This is a genomic window from Prochlorococcus sp. MIT 1341 (assembly GCF_034092415.1).
GTDB lineage: Bacteria > Cyanobacteriota > Cyanobacteriia > PCC-6307 > Cyanobiaceae > AG-363-P08.
Genome location: NZ_CP139304.1, coordinates 147696 through 166097, shown reverse-complemented (window position 1 = coordinate 166097; position 18402 = coordinate 147696). Strand labels below are relative to the sequence as shown.

Here is an 18402-nt window from a genome sequence, read left to right as displayed (position 1 = left end):
CAATAATGGATAGATTAAGAACAGGCATCTTGAGATTAGCTTGAGAGAAGAATGCGCCAGCAACCTTCGAGTTGAGTCCCTTAGGGCTACTCACTTGCCAATGATTAATGCCTGCAACCAAGCAAAAGACTCTGCTTGGTTGCAGGCATTGCTTTTAAGAAGTTTTTTTGCCATTGCAGAGAATAGCTTTGTAAAACTGCTTCCATCACGAAACCCTTTTTGCTTAATTGCTCTGGAAGAGAACAAAGTAATCGGATATATAGTTATTCAACCATATAATATTAAAGGAACTTGCTGGTCAATAACATTTCCTAAAATCCTCCAAAATCCAAAAAGAAATACTTCGAGAGATATATATCTTGCACTTTTTAAAAGTGCCTTAGAGTTCGACAGTAGTCGTTCAAAAAGTTGGGTTGTCAGATGTTCTGCAAATAATAATGAACAGTTAGCTATAGCAAGAGAGCTTGGCTTCCAACCATTAAAACTCTTTCAATACTGGAACCCCTCTAAAAACATTAAAAATAAAATTAATTACCCAATTTCTTCTCTTCCAGAACAATATGAATGGCAACAGCTGACTCGTCGGAATGCACCAATCCTTTGGTCTCTAGAACAAACAAATCTTTCTGCTCACCTACGACAAATTTCAGATAGACATTGGAGAGACTTGCTCAATCAAAAAAAAGAATGCAGTGGTGTGCTTCTTTCTCGTAAAGAGGGCACAACTAATGCCTTAGCAGGACTGATCAGTCAACCAGGGTTTAAGCCTCAAGAAGTCATTCAACTACTTAGAGATTTCGCCTGGGACAATCGCCTTTCAAATATCCTCCCATCAATCCTCAGCAAACTGCCTATAGAAACAAGTAATTTTCAACTCGAAACAACAGCAAATGACTTACCGATAAACGAAATATTAGAAAAATATGGATGGGAAAAATCTAACGAGGAAATACTTCTTGGTAGAAGTCTCTGGAGACGAAAAAGTACAAGCAAACTCACTTCTCAATCAAGAGCTCTTGAATCGATGCTAGGGAGATTGCAACCTCAGCAACCTCAACTTCCAACTCCCAGTCTAGAAAGAAGGTGATGAAAACAAAAAAGCCTTTTCCTCGGTCAGTTTTAAGTATTGATATTGGTCATAAAAGAATCGGATTGGCAGGCTGTGATCCTCTTGGCATAACTATCAAGCCCCTGCCAGCTCTCCACAGAGGAAACTTTGATCACGATATAGAAATACTCAAAAGACATTGTCAAATACGCCTTGTTGAAGGCCTTGTAATTGGCTTGCCTATGGACTCAAAAGGTTTATCAACAAAGCAAACCTATTTATGCCAAAGATTGGGCAAAAGAATTGCTCATTCTCTCCAACTTCCTGTTGCATGGGTGAACGAACACAGCAGTAGCTGGTCTGCCTCCATACAATTCAATTTAAAAAAAGATCGTAGTGGTGCGCTAGACAGTGCAGCAGCTGCTCTAATTCTTGAGCAATGGTTAAGGGAAGGGCCTGAACTAAAACCGGTCCACTTGACAGTAACTGTTGATAGCAAAGTGGTAGGTAATAGTGGATTATGAATTAAAAGTCCGAAAACTCATGTCAGTTCAAACACCTGATACCAACGGAGAGGTGCCAACAGTACTGGTAAAAGATAACAATGGTGCTGATCTTTTATGTTTCCTAGAAGAGTTAATACCTCTTGAAGAAAAAGAATATGCATTACTTACTCCTGTAGACACACCTGTATCTCTATTTCGTTTAACAGAAGGAGTAGATCCAGAGTTGATTGAAACAATCACTAGTAGCGAACCTATCCTCGCAGTAGCTGATGTGGTCCTGCAAGAGCATGATTTGACTCTTGTTCGCTCAGCAGTAACGCTAACAGTGACTGGAGAACTAGAAGAACCAGATCCAGAAGAACTTGAAGATGATTCAATTGATGACGAATCAGAAACATACGAACTATTAGTTAGCTTCAAAGTTGATGACAAAGAATATGGGCTTTATATACCTTTAGATCCATTTTTCATTGTGGCAAAACTAATAGACGGGAAAGCCATACTTGTAGAAGATCAAGAGTTCGACAGGATTCAACCCCTTATTGAGGCAGAGTTAGAAGAAAGGGAGTCATCCAACTGATGAGCCAAAACTGGCTTCAACCTGATTGGAATCCAGGCCTAACAGTTCCTAGTCTGCCTATTGAACATTTTCTACAAAAAGGAATAAAGGCTTTGGTTTTAGATGTAGACGGTACCCTGATTACAGGTAGGGGTATCGTGGTACATGATTCTGTTAGAAAATGGGTCTTTGAGACAAAGAAATATCTGCAGATACACCTTTTAAGCAATAACCCATCTGTAAAAAGAATCGGCTCTGTAGCAAGTCACTTAGAGCTTAAATTTACCTGCGGTGCTGCAAAGCCTCGTAAAAAAGCTTTATTGAAAGTGATGAGCCAACTGCAAGCAAGTCCATCAAATACAGCGATCGTAGGCGATCGTCTCTTTACAGATATTTTAGTGGGTAACCGAATTGGACTATATACAGTTCTAGTGAAACCACTGCAAACTAACGGTTATCCTAACGAAAATAACAAGATTCAATTTCTCGAACAAAGTATTGCGAATTTAATAGGGAGGATCAAACAATGAGCTTATGGGTGATAAAAATCGGCACGAGTCTGCTCAGAGGGACAAAAGAAAGGTCAACCATTGACATGATCAACAGCTATAGCAAATACATCGCTAGCAGCATACAAAAAGGTGAAAAAGTTGTTCTTGTCACAAGTGGAGCAGTTGGACTCGGCTCCCACAAACTTGGTCTAAGACAACGTCCAGGAGATGTGGTTTCACTACAAGCAACTGCGGCGATAGGGCAGGGCTACCTGATGTCTCTGTACGAAGCCGCCATGGGACGCCATAAAGCCATGGTTGCACAAATTTTGCTCACAAGATCAGACCTTGAATCTAAACAGGGTTATTGCAATGCATCAAACACGCTCCGTAAACTTCTTGAATGGGGAGTGATGCCAGTAGTCAATGAGAATGACACTGTTTCCCAGGAGGAATTACGTTTTGGTGACAATGACACACTGTCGGCTCTTGTTGCTAGCGCAATAAATGCCGACCAGTTAATTCTTCTTACAGATATCGATCGTCTTTACTCATCAGATCCCCGAAAAGATGCAAACGCATATCCTATTACTGAAGTTCATTACCCTGATGGATTGACAACTCTCGAAGCTCAAACAAAAGGTGCCAAAGGAGGTAGTTGGGGAACTGGGGGGATAACTACAAAACTAGCAGCTGCAAGGATTGCTACTGATAGCGGAATAACAGTTCATCTAACTGATGGACGAGATCCAAAAGCCTTAGACGAAATGCTTAACGGTTCTAGAGGAGGAACAGTTTTCTATCCAAGTCCGAAACCTTTTCCTAGTAGAAAAAGTTGGCTTGCTCATGCATTAAAGCCACAAGGTGATCTACATATAGACGAGGGTGCCTGTAAGGCTTTACAAAATAAAGGTGCATCCCTCCTTTTGGTAGGGGTAAAAAAGATTGTTGGAGAATTTACTGCTAACCAACCTGTAAGACTATTGAGCCCTGATGGTAGTGAACTTGCGCGGGGACTTTGTTCCCTAAGTAGTGCGAAGATACTTCAAGAAAAAATTACAACCACTTCTTCCGGTCGTTCTCCTATTGTGATTCATCGGGACTTCATGGTAATTACGAGAAGAGAAGTAGACAATTCCAATAGAGAGACTCAAGATCCATCCCTAAAGATTTCTTAAAATGTTTTTCAGCTCAATAATCAATATTCTGAAAGAAAGTGAAGCAGGCCTTCTTTCTTACGAAATTGGAGGTGACCCAGAAATTATCAGCGGAGCCTCTATAGATAAGGGGAAATCGCAACAAATAAGCTTTCTGGAGAAAAATAGCAAATTGTCTACTGCTTTAAATGTTAGTGAAGTTGATGCGATTTTACTCCCAAACAACGAAGATCTTTGCTTACTAGCTAAAGAAAAAGGAATTGCTTGGGCAACTGTAAAAGATCCCCGCCTAGCCTTCGCCGAAACACTTGATTTACTCCAAATCAAAACTTCTCCACCAACAGGTATGCATCCAACTGCAGTCGTCGGTGAAGAGGTAGTCATTGGGGAAAATGTATCAATTGGTGCAAATGTTTTTATCGGTGACCGGTCAAAGATAGGTGCAGGAAGTGTTCTTCATCCAGGAACAATTATCTATGAAGACGTTGTCATTGGCGAATTAAATGAATTACATGCCAACGTAGTTATTCACTCAGGTTGTCAATTAGGACAAAAATGTATTGTGAACTCAAATGCAGTTATTGGATCTGAGGGGTTCGGCTTTGTTCCAACATCAAAAGGATGGAGAAAAATGCCCCAAACTGGATCAGTCATTCTGGAGGACGAGGTAGAGGTTGGTTCTAATTCAACAATCGACCGTCCATGTGTAGGTGAAACTCTCATTGGAGCAGGTACGAAAATAGATAATTTGGTACAAATTGGCCATGGTGTGAAGACTGGTAAAGGTTGTGCAATTGCTTCCCAAGTTGGTATCGCAGGTGGAGCACAACTTGGGAATGGAGTAATCCTTGCAGGACAAGTTGGTGTCGCCAACCGAGCAATCATTGGTGATCACGTGATAGCCAGTTCGAAAAGTGGTATTCATGGTGTCGTTTCTGCTAACGAAGTCGTGAGCGGATTTCCAGCTATTCCAAATCGTCTTTGGCTTCGTTGCTCAGCTGCATTCAGCAAACTACCCGAAATAACCAAAACTCTTCGCGAGCTCAAAAACAAAGCCAATCAGTAATCTCTATTGATATTTCCATAGTCCCAACATCAATATGCGCCAACACCAAGTCGTTCTATTGCCAGGTGATGGTATTGGTCCAGAAATCACCTCTGTAACAAGACTCTTATTAGAGGCTGTAAGCAAAAAACATGGTTTTCAGCTCATTTTTGAGCAGCACCAAATCGGTGGATCAGCAATTGAAACAAATGGGACGCCCTTACCAGAGGCAACCCTATCTGCATGCAAAAAAAGTGATTCAGTTTTGCTAGCCGCAATAGGTGACCCAAAATATGACACACTCCCAAGAGAAAAAAGACCTGAAACTGGTCTGTTAGAACTAAGAGCAGGCCTCGAATTATTTGCCAACTTAAGGCCCGTAAAGATTCGCCCTGCTCTAACTAGCGCTAGCACCCTAAAAAAAGAAGTAATAGAAGGAGTCGATCTACTAGTAGTTCGTGAATTAACAGGCGGTATTTATTTTGCTAAACCAAAAGGACGAATAAAAACTAATACTGAAGAAAGAGCATTTAATACAATGTCTTATTGCACTAGTGAAATTGATCGAATAGCTAAAGTGGGCTTCGAATTAGCAAAACAACGCAAAGGAAAGCTTTGTTCTGTTGACAAGGCAAATGTTCTAGATGTCAGCCAACTTTGGAGAGAAAGGGTAGAAATCTTGAAGCAACAGAACCCCGACATTGAAGTTAATCATCTATATGTAGACAATGCAGCAATGCAATTAGTGAAAGATCCAAGACAATTTGATGTACTCCTAACAAGCAATCTTTTTGGCGACATTCTTAGTGATGAAGCTGCCATGCTTAGTGGCTCAATAGGCATGCTTCCTTCAGCTTCTTTAGGCAGCAAGGGACCTGGCCTATTTGAACCTGTCCATGGTTCTGCTCCAGATATCGCAGGAAGAAACCTTGCCAACCCCCTAGCAATGGTTCTCTCAGCCTCAATGATGCTGAGAATTGGACTTAAAGAAACAAAAGCAGCTGAGGCTCTAGAAACATCTGTGGACAAAGTTTTAAGTGCAGGCTTTCGAACTAAAGATCTTGCCAACGAAAGCTGTACAGAACTGGGTTGTGAAGAAATAGGGAATGAATTATTAAAAGCACTCTGATTTCAAAATCTTGTTACAAGTCACCCATCTTTCAAAAAATCGCTGTGTTTGGCAGTTGACCTGCCAAAATCGCATAGAAGTAAATCTCAGCGAAGATGTCGAAGCGCCACCCCGTTGTAGCCGTTACAGGTTCATCAGGAGCAGGAACTAGTACTGTAAAAAGAGCCTTCGAGCATATTTTCGCCCGTGAGAACATAGTACCTGCAGTTGTTGAGGGCGATAGCTATCACCGGTTTGAAAGAGCTCCCATGAAAGAAGCAATGGCAGATGCACTTTCAAAAGGAGAGAATTTTTCACACTTTGGTCCTGAAGCTAATCTATTTGAAAAACTAGAAGAACTTTTCAAAACATATGGCCAAACTGGGACCGGAGAAAAACGTTATTACCTCCATAGTCCCGAAGAAGCAGCAGAACACAATGCAAGACTTGGGACAAACCTAGACCCTGGCCAATTTACCCCTTGGGAACAAATCCCTAAAGGTACAGATGTTCTCTTCTACGAAGGGCTTCACGGTGGTGTTGTAGGAGAAAATTACGATGTCGCCTCTTTTGCTGACCTCCTCGTAGGAGTGGTTCCAATAACTAATCTTGAGTGGATACAAAAAATCCACCGTGACAATGCTGAAAGGGGATATTCAGCAGAAGCAATTGTAGACACTATCCTAAGGAGAATGCCTGATTATATAAACCATATAACCCCTCAATTTGGGAGAACAGATATCAACTTTCAAAGGATCCCAACTGTAGATACATCCAACCCCTTTATTTGCAGGAACATACCTACCCCAGATGAAAGCTTTGTAATCATTCATTTTCGAAAGGGTTCGCGTGAAAAATGGGGAATAGACTTCAACTATTTACTCTCAATGATTCACGATTCATTCATGTCTAGCCCCACAAGTATTGTTGTTAATGGAGGCAAGATGGGCTTTGCAATGGAACTAATCCTAACTCCTATCATTCACAGAATGATTCATGAGAAATAACTTTTTCAAAGTATGCTTACCAAATTGGATTAATACTATTAATATATATATATCCTAAAAAGACAATCTTATCTCAACTATTCAACCATCATTTTTAATACAAGGTTCAGGTGGTATCCATAAGCCACATCCAAGGTGGGACTGTCACAACAGCATGACTCTTATAAACCAAGCCAGGCGAATTTACTTCAAGCACATAACCAGTTTTTGCCAGGAGAATGAACCCTTTGGGGTAGTTCTCAAAGAAGGCAATGGAGAAGGACGTGTCGTATATCATCCCCCTGTCTTGCTACCGGAAGAACTATTCATTGAAATAGGCCTATTGAGGCAAAAGCAAAAGACACTTTCTAGAAGTAAAGCTAAAAAGCCTTAGGGAGTAGAAACTAAAAGTTGCTTTACGGAATCTATCTTCCTCTAGGGATTCAACTCAAAGTTTCCAGAAAATAGTCAAAATAAAATTCACTTTGATGCTTTTATGATGTTCAGAAGAACCTGGACGGTCTTTAATAGAATCAAATACTTTAAATTCCGTGTCACTATTTGACTGGTTTGCTGATCGTCGCAAAGGCCAATTTGTTGGCAAAGTGAACCAAGAAACTGAAGAAAGCGACGGTCTTTGGTGTAAATGTCCAGAGTGTGGACAAGTTGTGTACCGAAAAGACCTACTTGCAAACGCTAGTGTCTGCAGTAATTGTGGCTATCACAACCGTATTAACAGCGAGGAAAGAATTTCTCTTATAGCAGATGAAAATACCTTTAAAGTTTTTGATAAAGATTTAAGCCCAACAGATCCACTTGGCTTTAAAGATAGGCGCGCATATGCAGATCGATTACGTGAAAGTCAGGCAAGTACTGGCCTTAAGGATGGTGTGGTCACTGGTATTTGCCTAGTCGAAGAAATGCCTTTGGCACTTGGCGTAATGGACTTTCGTTTCATGGGTGGATCCATGGGATCCGTAGTTGGAGAAAAAATTACTCGACTGGTAGAAATGGCAACAAAGGAAAAGGTTCCACTACTTATAGTTTGTGCATCAGGTGGTGCTCGAATGCAGGAAGGAATGCTAAGTCTTATGCAAATGGCTAAGATTTCGGGAGCCCTGGAACGTCATAAGGAAGCTCAACTGTTGTATATGCCATTGCTAACTCATCCAACTACTGGAGGTGTAACTGCCAGCTTTGCAATGCTTGGCGATCTAATTCTTGCCGAGCCAAAAGCTCTTATAGGTTTTGCAGGCAGGAGAGTAATAGAGCAGACATTAAGAGAAAAACTTCCTGATAACTTTCAAACTGCTGAGTACCTTCAAGAGCATGGTTTTGTGGACACAATTGTTCCCCGTACAAAACTCAAAACAACACTCTCTAATCTCATGAAACTACATGGAAGTCTACCCTTAAAAATCTCAAGAAGATGAACATATTTGCACGAGTATTTAAAGTGAAGGAAGTAGTTATTGCAAAACAAGATAGGCACTGGTACGGTTTAAAAAGTCCAGGCAAATGGAAAAATGGAAAACTATCAATAAAAGCAATATTTCTAACGAAACCTCATCTTGAAGGGCAATCAAAAGCAAAAGCTCACTTTATGAGGCACAAAGTTTTTCAGAACGAACTCTATGAAGATAAATCAGTAAATGCCATTACTAAAAATATATCTCTTTTGGAGTCCTCAAAGAAATATATTCTCGCGGTGAACATCATCCACAAAGTTGTCTCAAACGAGGTAGTATAAATGACAAATATATTTAACAGGCAAGAAAAGATCAGTGTTGCGATTGCCGGCCTTGGCTTTGGAGAGTCAGTTCATTTGCCTGCTTTGCAAGCAAATGAAGACCTCTTTGCCCCGATAAGTCTTTGGCATCCAAGGTCAGATCGTCTTGAACAAGCTTGCAAGAAAAATGAACTTGAGGGTTATCAAAATTGGGATGAAGTCCTAAAAAATCCCTCAATCAAAGCAGTGATAATTGCCACGCCACCTGCTCCTCGCTTTCAAATGGCGAAAGAAGCACTTCAAGCCAATAAGCATTTACTTTTAGAAAAACCAGTTGCACTATTCGCCAACGAAATTGCAGACCTTCAACGATTGGCACTTGAAAAGAACTTAAGCGTGGCTGTTGATTTCGAGTACAGAGCAGTCCCTTTATTTATGCAAGCTAAACGCTTGCTGGAAAATGGTGCAATAGGAACTCCATTGCTTGTGAAATTTGATTGGCTAATGGGAAGCAGAGCGAATCCAGCAAGACCATGGAATTGGTATTCAAGTTCTACAGAAGGTGGAGGAGTAATAGGGGCTCTTGGGACACATGCATTTGACATTCTGCATTGGCTTTTTGGACCAACAACACAGATACATGGGCTTACCTCAACATCTATTAAAGAACGCTTAAATCCAAAAACAGGAAAGATAATGGAAGTCGATAGTGAGGATGTTTGTCTAGCTCAATTAAAGTTAAAAACCCCCTTTATATCAACAGAAATTCCAGCACAAGTCAGTATTTCATCTATTGCGCAGCAAGGGAGAGGCTGCTGGATAGAGGTTTACGGCACCGAGGGGACCCTTCTAATAGGCAGTGACAATCAAAAAGACTACGTACATGGATTCAGCCTGAGAGTGTCAAGAGCAGGGGAACCCTATAAAGACATCCAACCCGATAGTGACTTGGCATTCAAAACCACCTGGAGTGATGGCCGAATTGCTCCTGTCAAAAGAATTCAACGATGGTGGGCAAATAGCATTCAGAACGGTCTTCCAATGATCCCAGGGCTTAGCGAAGGTCTTCTTAGCCAATTAGTTTGCGATGCCTTAAAGGAATCCACTAAAAGCGGTCTTCAACTAGCAATCGATACTTTTACGTGACATATATGACCTCCATCTTTTAAAGTCCTGGCCCAAAGGCCCCTTAAAGGGTCTGCCAGATACTCCGGAGACATCGATGGCCCTTGTTCCGCTAAGGCTTTTGCTAGACCACGCCGCAGAAAACGGCTATGGAATCCCTGCATTCAATGTGAACAACCTTGAGCAGGTTCAAGCCATCATGGAAGCTGCTCAAGAAACTGATAGTCCTGTAATTCTGCAGGCATCACGAGGAGCTCGAAGCTATGCAGGCGAAATTTTTCTTCGTCATCTCATTATTGCTGCAACAGAAACCTATCCGAACATTCCTGTTGTAATGCACCAGGACCATGGTAATGACCCATCCACTTGCTATTCAGCAGCAATAAATGGTTTCACTTCAGTAATGATGGATGGCTCTTTAGAAGCTGATGCTAAGACGCCAGCAAGTTATGAATACAATGTAAAGGTTACAAAAACAGTTGTAGATTTTGCACACTCAGTAGGAGTAAGTGTTGAGGGAGAATTGGGTTGCTTAGGCTCACTTGAAACTGGCAAAGGAGAAGCAGAAGACGGTCATGGCTTTGAAGGTGAGCTATCCAAAGACATGCTTCTTACAGATCCCAATGAAGCTGCAGATTTCGTAGCAAAAACTAAAGTTGACGCATTGGCTATCGCAATTGGAACAAGCCATGGTGCCTACAAGTTCACTAGAAAACCTACTGGTGAAGTACTAGCCATAAGTAGAATTGCAGAAATACACAAAGCATTACCTAATACTCATCTTGTAATGCACGGCTCAAGCTCAGTACCTCAAGAATGGCTTGATATGATTAATAAGTTTGGTGGCTCAATCCCCGAAACTTATGGTGTACCTGTTGAGGAAATACAAGAAGGTATTAGAAATGGTGTTCGCAAAGTCAACATTGATACTGACAACAGACTTGCTTTCACTGCAGCTGTCCGTGAGGCAGCTGCAGCCGATCCAACCAACTTCGACCCTCGTCATTTCAACAAGCCTGCACGCAAATATATGAAGCAAGTTTGCTTAGACCGATACCAACAGTTCTGGTGTGCAGGACAAGCAAGCAAAATCAAGCAAGAAAGTATTAATTACTACGCTGGTCTTTATTCAAAAGGTCAACTTGACCCCAAAACAGCCGTAGCAGCTTGAAGCAAAATCTAGGGAAAGGTATTTAATCTCCTTTCCCTTCACTATTCTATAAATCGAGCAATAGGCTAAAAAATAAGCTTTTTAAAATACTTATTTACGAGAAAAAATGAATTTCATCCAAGTAAAGCCTCCATTATTACTTGACCATCAATACCTCCCAAAACTGAATCACAAGCTCTCTCAGGGTGAGGCATTAAGCCAAAAACATTCCCAGAGGAATTTGTAATTCCTGCTATATCATCTATTGAGCCATTGGGATTATCTTTATATTTTAATGCAATTAAATTATCATCCTGAAGCCTAAAAAGTGTTTCCTCAGTACAGTGATAACGCCCTTCACCATGAGCAATTGGCAAGGTTAAAAGATCTCCTTGATCTTTAGCTTTTAACCAGCAGGATCTATTACTCACAACATTTAATTCAACAGATCTACAAATAAAGTTAAGGCCTCTATTCCTTGTAAGGGCACCGGGTAAAAGTCCAAGTTCGGTTAATATTTGAAAGCCATTGCAAATACCCAAAACTCTTCCACCTCTATCAACAAATTCCAGGAGAGAGTTGAGAACTGGAGCAAAACGAGCTATTGCTCCGCAACGAAGATAATCCCCATAACTAAAACCACCAGGAAGTACAACTGCTTCTAGGCCTGACAAATCTGTTGTCTCATGCCATAAAAACTTTGTTGGGATCCCAAGAATACCTTCAGCAGCCCATCTAACGTCTCGATCACAATTTGATCCAGGGAAAATCACTACGCCAATGCTCATAATTTCCTCAATCTAAAAGCGAAGACTCTGAAGCATTAATCTCAAGACTCCAATCTTCAATAACAGGGTTTGACAAGAGTCTTTCTGCAAGCATTTCTACCCTTTGACGTGCTTCTTTCTCATTAGTGGCGTCTATAGAAAGATCAACTAATTTACCAATTCTGAGTTTCTGAATCCCATCCACGCCCAATCTTTTAGCGGCTGATCTAGCGGCTTCCCCTGCAGGGTCAAGGACAGAAGGCCTAAGATTGACAAAAACACGAGCTTGAAAGTTAGCCATTAAATTAAAAAAAAATCATGTAGGGCAATTGTGAAAACCCTTCTGAAAGAAAGCCTTATTAGAATCTGAAACGAGGAGAAATCCCAAATTCAATTCAGAGCAGAGCTTAAAGATATACCTCTACCTAGGCAATCAAAACATGTGCGGTAGCAATTTGGAGAGCTCTTTGTATAGCCATTCCCACCACAATGAGAACAGATTGAATCCGATTTGAAATTCACCTGATCAAAACAACAGAGCTTCTCTTTTGTTTTTGCAGTCAGCTGGGCCACTTAATCTCCTGATTTTGTTAAAATTTGGGAGGAAATCCACAATCGAATCCCCTTCTTTGCAGATCAACGATCGCTAATCCAAACAGAATGAACAACCCCATTGAGGCAATTGTTGATTTCTTTAGTCCTTTTGGCAAAGTGATTCGAAAAACAGACTTCCAAATAGGTTTCTTAAGAATTTACTTCAACTGATGTTCAAAAAAAACTCGATTGTTTGCATTACTGTGATTTCCTGCTGAAATAAGACCAATGGAGAGATTTCCAGGAAACTCAAACCATTGCGAAATTTTAATTCCAAATTTGGGTCTACAGCACTTGCACCTTTCAACTCGGCGCAAGTGAACCTCTATAACTACCAGAGTGGAATAAGCAATTTTAATTTTTTAAAAAAAGCAACATTAAGTTCAGTTGTTATCTATGGTCTCTACCAGAGCCTTCTCACAGGGTTTAAGACTGAAACGCTACGGAAAAAAGGACTAATCTCTAGATACGAACAGATTCAAATCCTTACTTCCTCAGTTGCTACCTCTATCTCCAATGGAGTAACTACAACCTTCCTATTGGGAGTCTTACTACTCTGTTTCCCATGGTTGAGTGTTCCTTTCTCAATAGTTGGTGTAGTAGGCATTGGGAAAGCCTCTATAGAGGTTTTCAATGCTTTCTGGGAAGGGCTCGAACTCAACCAAAAAGAAGAACTTCTAAAAGCATCATTAGAAGCAGGGGTAAACTTAAGAGTATTCATCAAGGGGAAAAGTTCTACAAGTGCTTTCTGCTGATCAAGAACTTCTAAAAATTTTCCTGTTTAGAGAAAGCCTTTACTAAAGCTTCTTCAATTTGGTGATCCGCATTCTCCTGAAAAGAGAGCACGACAAAATCCACACCATCAACAGAAGGTTTCCAAGCATTATCAGGAGCAGCCTCAAACCAGGTATCAATGCGAGGTCCAACCATTTGAATTTGCAACGGAAAAGTTTTTTCATGCAACCAGACTCGACCCTTTAGGCGAACGACCTGATGACGCAAAACTAATTCACGTAAATGACCTTTTAGCTTCTCAGTATCTATGTCTATTTCTAAACGAACTACACCGTCAAAAACCTCAACATGGTGGTGATCATCATCATGCTGATCGTCTAAATGTGAAGAGTCATTATTGGTGTCTTGAACTCCTTTCTCAAGCCCTAAAACCAAAGAAGGGTCAATTTGACCATTATTGGCGGGTATCAATGGGGTTCCAGGGCGGACAAAGTCCTTTAAATCAACTTTTAAGCCTTCTAAAACTGTGCTATCTAAAATGTCAGCTCTACTAATTAATACCAAATCCGCAGACTCTAATTGATCTGAAAACAACTCCTCAACTGGCGTCAGATGATCCAAATTGGGATCTGCCTCACGTTGAAGTCTTAAGCCTTCTGGATCGCCCACTGGACTTCCTGCCGAAAGAGCTTCTCCATCAACCATTGTGACTACTCCATTAACGTAAACAGCTGCTCGTACCTCAGGCCAATCAAGGGCCTGAAGAAGAGGCCTTGGCAAAGCTAAACCACTAGTTTCAACAACTATTCCATCTAACTGGTCAGAAATTTTCAACAACCTTTCCATGGTAGGGAGGAAGTCCTCCTGAACAGTGCAACAAAGACAACCATTATTTAATTCAACTAAACGTCCATTAATCTCATCATCAGGACAAAAACCACAACTCCGAATTAGATCACCATCTAAACCAATACTCCCAAACTCATTAACCATCACTGCCAACCGTTGCTTCCCCTCTAAAAGCAAATGTCGAAGAAGTGTTGTCTTGCCACTACCTAGAAATCCAGTGATAACTGTTACAGGAAGTCGTTTAGCCATAAAAATCCTCTAAAAGTCCTTCTTAACCTGAACAAGCAAGACTTTCATAAGTACTAATTCCCGTCTGGGAGTTAGTACCTTCAGCCCTCATGCAAAGGTTCTTCTGTTGAGACTTATCGATAACTGCATTAGTAAAATCTGCTCCAGCAATCTGGGCATCATTAAAGTTACTTTCCATTAATAAGCAATTTGTAAAATTAGCATCTGTAAGATTAGCTCCCTCAAAAATACTTGCGAAAGCAACAACATCCTCCAAATCTGCACCATGCAAGTTTGCCTGCTGAAGCTGACTATTATTGAAAACAGCTCCTCGCAAATCAGCATCACTAAAGTCAAAACCTCGTAAATCTGACTTTACAAACTCATAATTATTTAAATCTCGCCCATGCATGTCGGGTGAAATTGGCAGATCACCCTGGCCTCTAATCTCTGGTGGAGTAATCGCCAATGCAATGGAAGCAAAAAATCCTATTGTGCAAAGGGAAATAAGAGGCCCTACAAAAGCAATTAACTGATTCCACATGGAGGAATTAAAAAGTACTGCAAAAATAGATCTTAAACCAAAATTTTCCCAACTTCGATCTCTATCAACAGCTATTTCGACCTCATGACTATTGCACTGAGAGTTATCGTCCCTCCACATCCATTAATTTTTCACTGGCTTACTCTCCTAAGGACATCAACTACACCACCAGCGATATACGCAACAGGCTTAGAAGAACTTGGGAAATGGCTTACTTACGAAGCAATAAGAGATTGGATACCAACCCGTGTAGAAGAAATAACCACACCTCAGGGGAAGACACAGGGAACCATTGTCGAAGCATCTATCCCTCTAATCGCAATCCCAATACTTCCAACCGGAGTTCATCTCTGGAATGGAGCAAGAAGCGTTCTTCCCAACGCAGACTTATGCCTAGAAGGTGTGCCTTCTAATATAAAAAATAATGAAGGAATAATTTTATTTATCGACCAAATTGCCACTGGAGAACGAATTATTAAAGAGCTGAAAAGGCTTAGTATGCAGAACGTAGAAGCTAGGCGAATTCGTTTGATTACTCCCTTGGCTTCTAGTCCTGGCCTTAAACGAATTGGAGAAGTGATTCCAGATCTAACTATTCATTGTGCTTGCATAGACCCTGAGCTAGCACCAAATGGTGAAATTAAACCAGGAATTGGAAATCCAGTGTTGCGACTGAACACCAGAACAACAGACCCGACCTAGGATTAGAGGAATGCTTCTGCTCCCATGAGTCAATATCGCGAAGGTTCAACTAGCAGTCTTACCTCACTGGTAACTGGTGCCATCCTAGGAGCCGCAGGCTTGGCCTGGTGGCTTTTTTCTGAAGCCGAACGTCGACAAAAGACACGAAAGCAGAGAGCAATGCTATATGCCCCACGAATGCAAGATGGTTCCGAGGCTCTTGAGACTTCATCGCCAAAATTGAAAACTGAAACCAGTGAGCAGCTAGAAGAACGTGTTGAGCAACTCAATGCAGCAATAGCAGATGTAAGGAAACAACTTGAAGATCTTGGTGCACGAAATTAAAAATCAAGTTCTATCCTTTTCAAAAATCCAGACCTCAACAACTCAATCATGCTTCGATCAAGCGCCATAACCGGAGGGATTCAACGCTCACCAAACCGAGCCATGCTTCGTGCAGTTGGGTTTAATGATGATGATTTCAACAAGCCAATTATCGGTATTGCAAATGGTTATAGCACAATTACACCATGTAATCTTGGCCTAAATGATTTAGCTAAAGCATCCGAGGAAGCTTTAAGAAATAAAGGTGCCATGCCGCAAATGTTCGGCACCATCACGGTTAGCGATGGCATTTCAATGGGCACAGAAGGTATGAAATATTCCCTTGTTTCAAGAGAAGTAATAGCCGATGCAATAGAAACTGCGTGTAATGCTCAGAGCATGGATGGAGTATTAGCTATAGGGGGATGTGACAAAAACATGCCAGGAGCCATGCTCGCCATGGCAAGAATGAATATTCCAGCAATTTTTGTTTATGGAGGAACAATCAAACCAGGAAGGCTAAATAATTCTGATCTAACAGTTGTAAGTGCTTTTGAAGCAGTCGGCCAATTTGCAAACGGCAAGATTGATAAAGAGCAGCTTCTCGCAATTGAGAAGCATGCCTGCCCTGGGGCTGGAAGCTGTGGTGGAATGTTCACAGCTAATACGATGTCAGCTGCAATAGAAACCATGGGGCTAAGTCTCCCCTTCAGCTCAACCATGGCAGCCGAAGACGAAGAGAAGACCGAAAATGCGAAACAGAGTGCCCATGCTCTAGTAAAAGCAATTCAAGCAAACATTCGCCCCTTAGATATTCTTTCAAAAAAAGCATTTGAAAACGCTATTAGCGTGGTCATGGCTATTGGTGGGTCGACAAACGCAGTTCTTCATCTTCTTGCGATAGCAAAAACAGCCGGTATCGACCTATGTATTGACGACTTTGAGAGGATTCGCCAAAAGGTCCCTGTGATTTGTGATTTAAAGCCTAGTGGACGATTTGTCACTGTCGACTTACACAAAGCAGGTGGGATTCCTCAGGTTATGAAATTGTTATTGGATGGTGGTTTACTGCATGGTGAATGCATCACTATCGAGGGCAAAACAATCACAGAATCACTTCAAAACATTCCATCAACACCCCCAAATTCACAAGAAATCATCCGCCCCCTTTCAAAACCTCTTTACAAAAAGGGGCACTTAGCAATTCTCAAGGGGAATCTTGCTAGTGAAGGAAGTGTGGCCAAAATAAGTGGAGTAAAGACTCCAGAAATCACTGGTCCTGCAAGGGTATTTGAAAGCGAGGAATCCTGCCTGGAAGCAATTTTAAACAATCAAATTAAAGCCGGTGATGTCATTGTGATCCGTTACGAAGGTCCCGTTGGAGGGCCAGGAATGCGCGAGATGTTAGCTCCAACATCAGCAATTGTTGGGCAGGGCCTTGGAGACAAAGTTGCCCTTATTACGGACGGTAGATTTAGTGGTGGAACCTATGGGATGGTTGTTGGGCATGTAGCACCTGAAGCTGCCGTAGGTGGAACAATCGCTTTAGTTCAGGAAGGTGACAGCATTACCATAAATGCAGAACGTAGCCTTATTCAGCTAAATGTCGATGATAACGAGCTGGAGCTGAGACGTTCAATTTGGATCGCACCAAAATCTAGATATACAAAAGGAGTGTTGGGCAAATATGGACGGTTAGTAAGCAGTTCTAGCAAAGGGGCTATTACTGATCAAATTTAATATCTGGACCAGTCAAGAAGATGTTTCAAGTAAAGCTTTTAACCTACGAGCCAATGACTCAATCAACTCACCATCAATTGGAACCACACATTTTTTACCATTAATTCCATCCATCCAAACGGGATGCTTTCCTTGCCAAAGGATTGGTCTCTCTGGCTGACCAAACCAACTCAAAAGAAGGTTGACGTCATTACCACTGCGGTAGACCTCTAGTTCAAGATCACGGTCAGGGTGCCGTAATCCTTCAGAATCCCTTGATTCAATACGTACTACAAAATCAAGAGGCTCTTGTTGAACACCTATCTTTAAATCATTTAAATTGGAATCTGGACAAGGCATATTGTCAGTGCCCACAACGGCATGACGCCAGGGTTTAAGGCAGACATCGGCCGCTTTAGCAATTACTTCACACCAACTTTGAGATAAATTAAAGGATTCCACTAATAGAACGCAATAAAAGCCTTATAGGCCCAGGTCGGAATCGAGAATTTAATTGGCCAGGGTTACCAAACTTTGAATGCAGCAACTGAAATTGAATGATCTTAGAAGAATCAAAACGCAAGGGCACCCTTACCTTTTTCGCCCGGATTGTAGGCTTTAAACTATCAAAAAATATGTCTACAGTAGTCGAGTCTGACTCTCGAGTTGGAAATTCAGAGATCCATTTAACCCCCCCTGTAAAAAACTCTGGAAAAACAAAAGTATTAGCTCCGCAGGCAACTGCAAACTTCATATTACGTCCATCGCCGTCAAGTATTATTCTCAAACCACGAAAGCTAGAAAGATCCAAAGCAGGATCAATTTGAGGAGAACAACAACTTACGAAACCTCCTCCTTCTTCAACAAGGTTACCAACAAAAACTAAACCTTCTGAAGTGACTTCACACCCAGCTTGACTATTACCTCCCATAATTGTGTCATTAATACACGTCCATTCTGAAAACTGATCCTCAGATAATATCTGACAAAAAGATTCTTGTTCTTTTGAAGAGGATAAATCGTTTTTCACGTAAAGGTGGTTTCAGAAAAGCAACAG

General features: G+C 41.3%; 23 protein-coding genes. 17 read left to right on the top strand and 6 right to left on the bottom strand.

Annotated features, from left to right (window positions below; all coding sequences use genetic code 11):
* Positions 1–40 precede the first annotated feature (40 nt).
* The 13 genes from SOI84_RS00815 (at position 41) to fba (ending at position 10925) form a co-directional block, all read left to right on the top strand.
* A complete protein-coding gene (locus SOI84_RS00815; protein ID WP_320674516.1) occupies positions 41–1087 on the top strand; it encodes a hypothetical protein in 1047 nt (348 codons plus the stop codon).
* A complete protein-coding gene (gene ruvX, locus SOI84_RS00810; RefSeq protein WP_320674515.1) occupies positions 1087–1572 on the top strand; it encodes a Holliday junction resolvase RuvX in 486 nt (161 codons plus the stop codon). The genes SOI84_RS00815 and ruvX overlap by 1 nt, the downstream gene beginning before the upstream one ends.
* 19 nt (positions 1573–1591) lie before the next feature.
* Positions 1592–2134 carry a DUF3727 domain-containing protein gene (locus SOI84_RS00805; protein WP_320674514.1) on the top strand — a complete coding sequence of 181 codons (543 nt, stop codon included), beginning with the start codon at positions 1592–1594 and terminating at the stop codon, positions 2132–2134.
* Entirely contained in the window at positions 2134–2643 is a 510-nt protein-coding gene (locus SOI84_RS00800; RefSeq protein ID WP_320674513.1) for a YqeG family HAD IIIA-type phosphatase, read from the top strand. Before SOI84_RS00805 ends, SOI84_RS00800 begins: the two co-directional genes overlap by 1 nt.
* Positions 2640–3782 carry a glutamate 5-kinase gene (gene proB, locus SOI84_RS00795; protein WP_320674512.1) on the top strand — a complete coding sequence of 381 codons (1143 nt, stop codon included), beginning with the start codon at positions 2640–2642 and terminating at the stop codon, positions 3780–3782. The genes SOI84_RS00800 and proB overlap by 4 nt, the downstream gene beginning before the upstream one ends.
* A 1-nt stretch (position 3783) precedes the next feature.
* On the top strand, positions 3784–4827 hold the full coding sequence (lpxD, locus tag SOI84_RS00790) for a UDP-3-O-(3-hydroxymyristoyl)glucosamine N-acyltransferase (protein ID WP_320674511.1): 1044 nt from the start codon (positions 3784–3786) through the stop codon (positions 4825–4827).
* 34 nt (positions 4828–4861) lie between these two features.
* On the top strand, positions 4862–5935 hold the full coding sequence (gene leuB, locus SOI84_RS00785; RefSeq protein ID WP_320674510.1) for a 3-isopropylmalate dehydrogenase: 1074 nt from the start codon (positions 4862–4864) through the stop codon (positions 5933–5935).
* 95 nt (positions 5936–6030) lie between these two features.
* Positions 6031–6921 (top strand): phosphoribulokinase, encoded by an 891-nt coding sequence (locus SOI84_RS00780; RefSeq protein WP_320674509.1) that lies wholly within the window; start codon positions 6031–6033, stop codon positions 6919–6921.
* Between the two features lie 154 nt (positions 6922–7075).
* Positions 7076–7294 (top strand): hypothetical protein, encoded by a 219-nt coding sequence (locus SOI84_RS00775; RefSeq protein WP_320674508.1) that lies wholly within the window; start codon positions 7076–7078, stop codon positions 7292–7294.
* Positions 7295–7451: 157 nt separating this feature from the next.
* Positions 7452–8333: an acetyl-CoA carboxylase, carboxyltransferase subunit beta gene (accD, locus tag SOI84_RS00770; RefSeq protein ID WP_320674507.1), complete on the top strand. Its 882-nt coding sequence runs from the start codon at positions 7452–7454 to the stop codon at positions 8331–8333.
* Positions 8330–8650: a hypothetical protein gene (locus tag SOI84_RS00765; protein WP_320674506.1), complete on the top strand. Its 321-nt coding sequence runs from the start codon at positions 8330–8332 to the stop codon at positions 8648–8650. The genes accD and SOI84_RS00765 overlap by 4 nt, the downstream gene beginning before the upstream one ends.
* Positions 8651–9775, top strand: coding sequence for a Gfo/Idh/MocA family oxidoreductase (locus SOI84_RS00760; RefSeq protein ID WP_320674504.1), 1125 nt, complete (start codon positions 8651–8653; stop codon positions 9773–9775).
* A 76-nt stretch (positions 9776–9851) separates the two neighbouring features.
* Positions 9852–10925, top strand: coding sequence for a class II fructose-bisphosphate aldolase (gene fba / locus SOI84_RS00755; protein WP_320674503.1), 1074 nt, complete (start codon positions 9852–9854; stop codon positions 10923–10925).
* 113 nt (positions 10926–11038) lie between these two features.
* Here the strand turns inward: fba and purQ are convergent, their stop codons facing one another.
* Both purQ and purS read right to left on the bottom strand, forming a co-directional pair.
* Positions 11039–11692 (bottom strand): phosphoribosylformylglycinamidine synthase subunit PurQ, encoded by a 654-nt coding sequence (gene purQ / locus SOI84_RS00750; RefSeq protein ID WP_320674502.1) that lies wholly within the window; start codon positions 11690–11692, stop codon positions 11039–11041.
* 7 nt (positions 11693–11699) lie between these two features.
* Entirely contained in the window at positions 11700–11972 is a 273-nt protein-coding gene (purS, locus tag SOI84_RS00745) for a phosphoribosylformylglycinamidine synthase subunit PurS (RefSeq protein WP_320674501.1), read from the bottom strand.
* A 550-nt stretch (positions 11973–12522) separates the two neighbouring features.
* Here purS and SOI84_RS00740 point away from each other — a divergent pair.
* The gene (locus SOI84_RS00740; RefSeq protein ID WP_320674499.1) at positions 12523–13020 is read left to right on the top strand and encodes a hypothetical protein; all 498 of its coding nucleotides are present in this window, start codon (positions 12523–12525) and stop codon (positions 13018–13020) included.
* Positions 13021–13030: 10 nt separating this feature from the next.
* Here SOI84_RS00740 and cobW read toward each other — a convergent pair whose 3' ends face one another.
* Both cobW and SOI84_RS00730 read right to left on the bottom strand, forming a co-directional pair.
* Positions 13031–14098, bottom strand: coding sequence for a cobalamin biosynthesis protein CobW (gene cobW, locus SOI84_RS00735; protein ID WP_320674498.1), 1068 nt, complete (start codon positions 14096–14098; stop codon positions 13031–13033).
* A 22-nt stretch (positions 14099–14120) separates the two neighbouring features.
* On the bottom strand, positions 14121–14621 hold the full coding sequence (locus tag SOI84_RS00730; protein ID WP_320675483.1) for a pentapeptide repeat-containing protein: 501 nt from the start codon (positions 14619–14621) through the stop codon (positions 14121–14123).
* An 84-nt stretch (positions 14622–14705) separates the two neighbouring features.
* On the opposite strand from SOI84_RS00730, the gene SOI84_RS00725 reads away from it, so the two are divergent.
* The 3 genes from SOI84_RS00725 to ilvD are packed head-to-tail and all read left to right on the top strand — an operon-like array spanning position 14706 to position 17366.
* Positions 14706–15323 (top strand): uracil phosphoribosyltransferase, encoded by a 618-nt coding sequence (locus tag SOI84_RS00725; protein WP_320674497.1) that lies wholly within the window; start codon positions 14706–14708, stop codon positions 15321–15323.
* Positions 15324–15347: 24 nt separating this feature from the next.
* Positions 15348–15647 (top strand): hypothetical protein, encoded by a 300-nt coding sequence (locus SOI84_RS00720; RefSeq protein ID WP_320674496.1) that lies wholly within the window; start codon positions 15348–15350, stop codon positions 15645–15647.
* A 48-nt stretch (positions 15648–15695) separates the two neighbouring features.
* Positions 15696–17366: a dihydroxy-acid dehydratase gene (gene ilvD, locus SOI84_RS00715; protein WP_320674495.1), complete on the top strand. Its 1671-nt coding sequence runs from the start codon at positions 15696–15698 to the stop codon at positions 17364–17366.
* Positions 17367–17378: 12 nt separating this feature from the next.
* On the opposite strand, the gene SOI84_RS00710 is transcribed toward ilvD, so the two are convergent.
* Together SOI84_RS00710 and SOI84_RS00705 are read right to left on the bottom strand one after the other, a co-directional pair.
* Positions 17379–17807, bottom strand: a complete 429-nt coding sequence (locus SOI84_RS00710) for a hypothetical protein (RefSeq protein ID WP_320674494.1) — start codon at positions 17805–17807, stop codon at positions 17379–17381.
* The gene (locus SOI84_RS00705; protein WP_320674493.1) at positions 17794–18375 is read right to left on the bottom strand and encodes a CIA30 family protein; all 582 of its coding nucleotides are present in this window, start codon (positions 18373–18375) and stop codon (positions 17794–17796) included. Before SOI84_RS00705 ends, SOI84_RS00710 begins: the two co-directional genes overlap by 14 nt.
* Between the last annotated feature and the right edge of the window lie 27 nt (positions 18376–18402).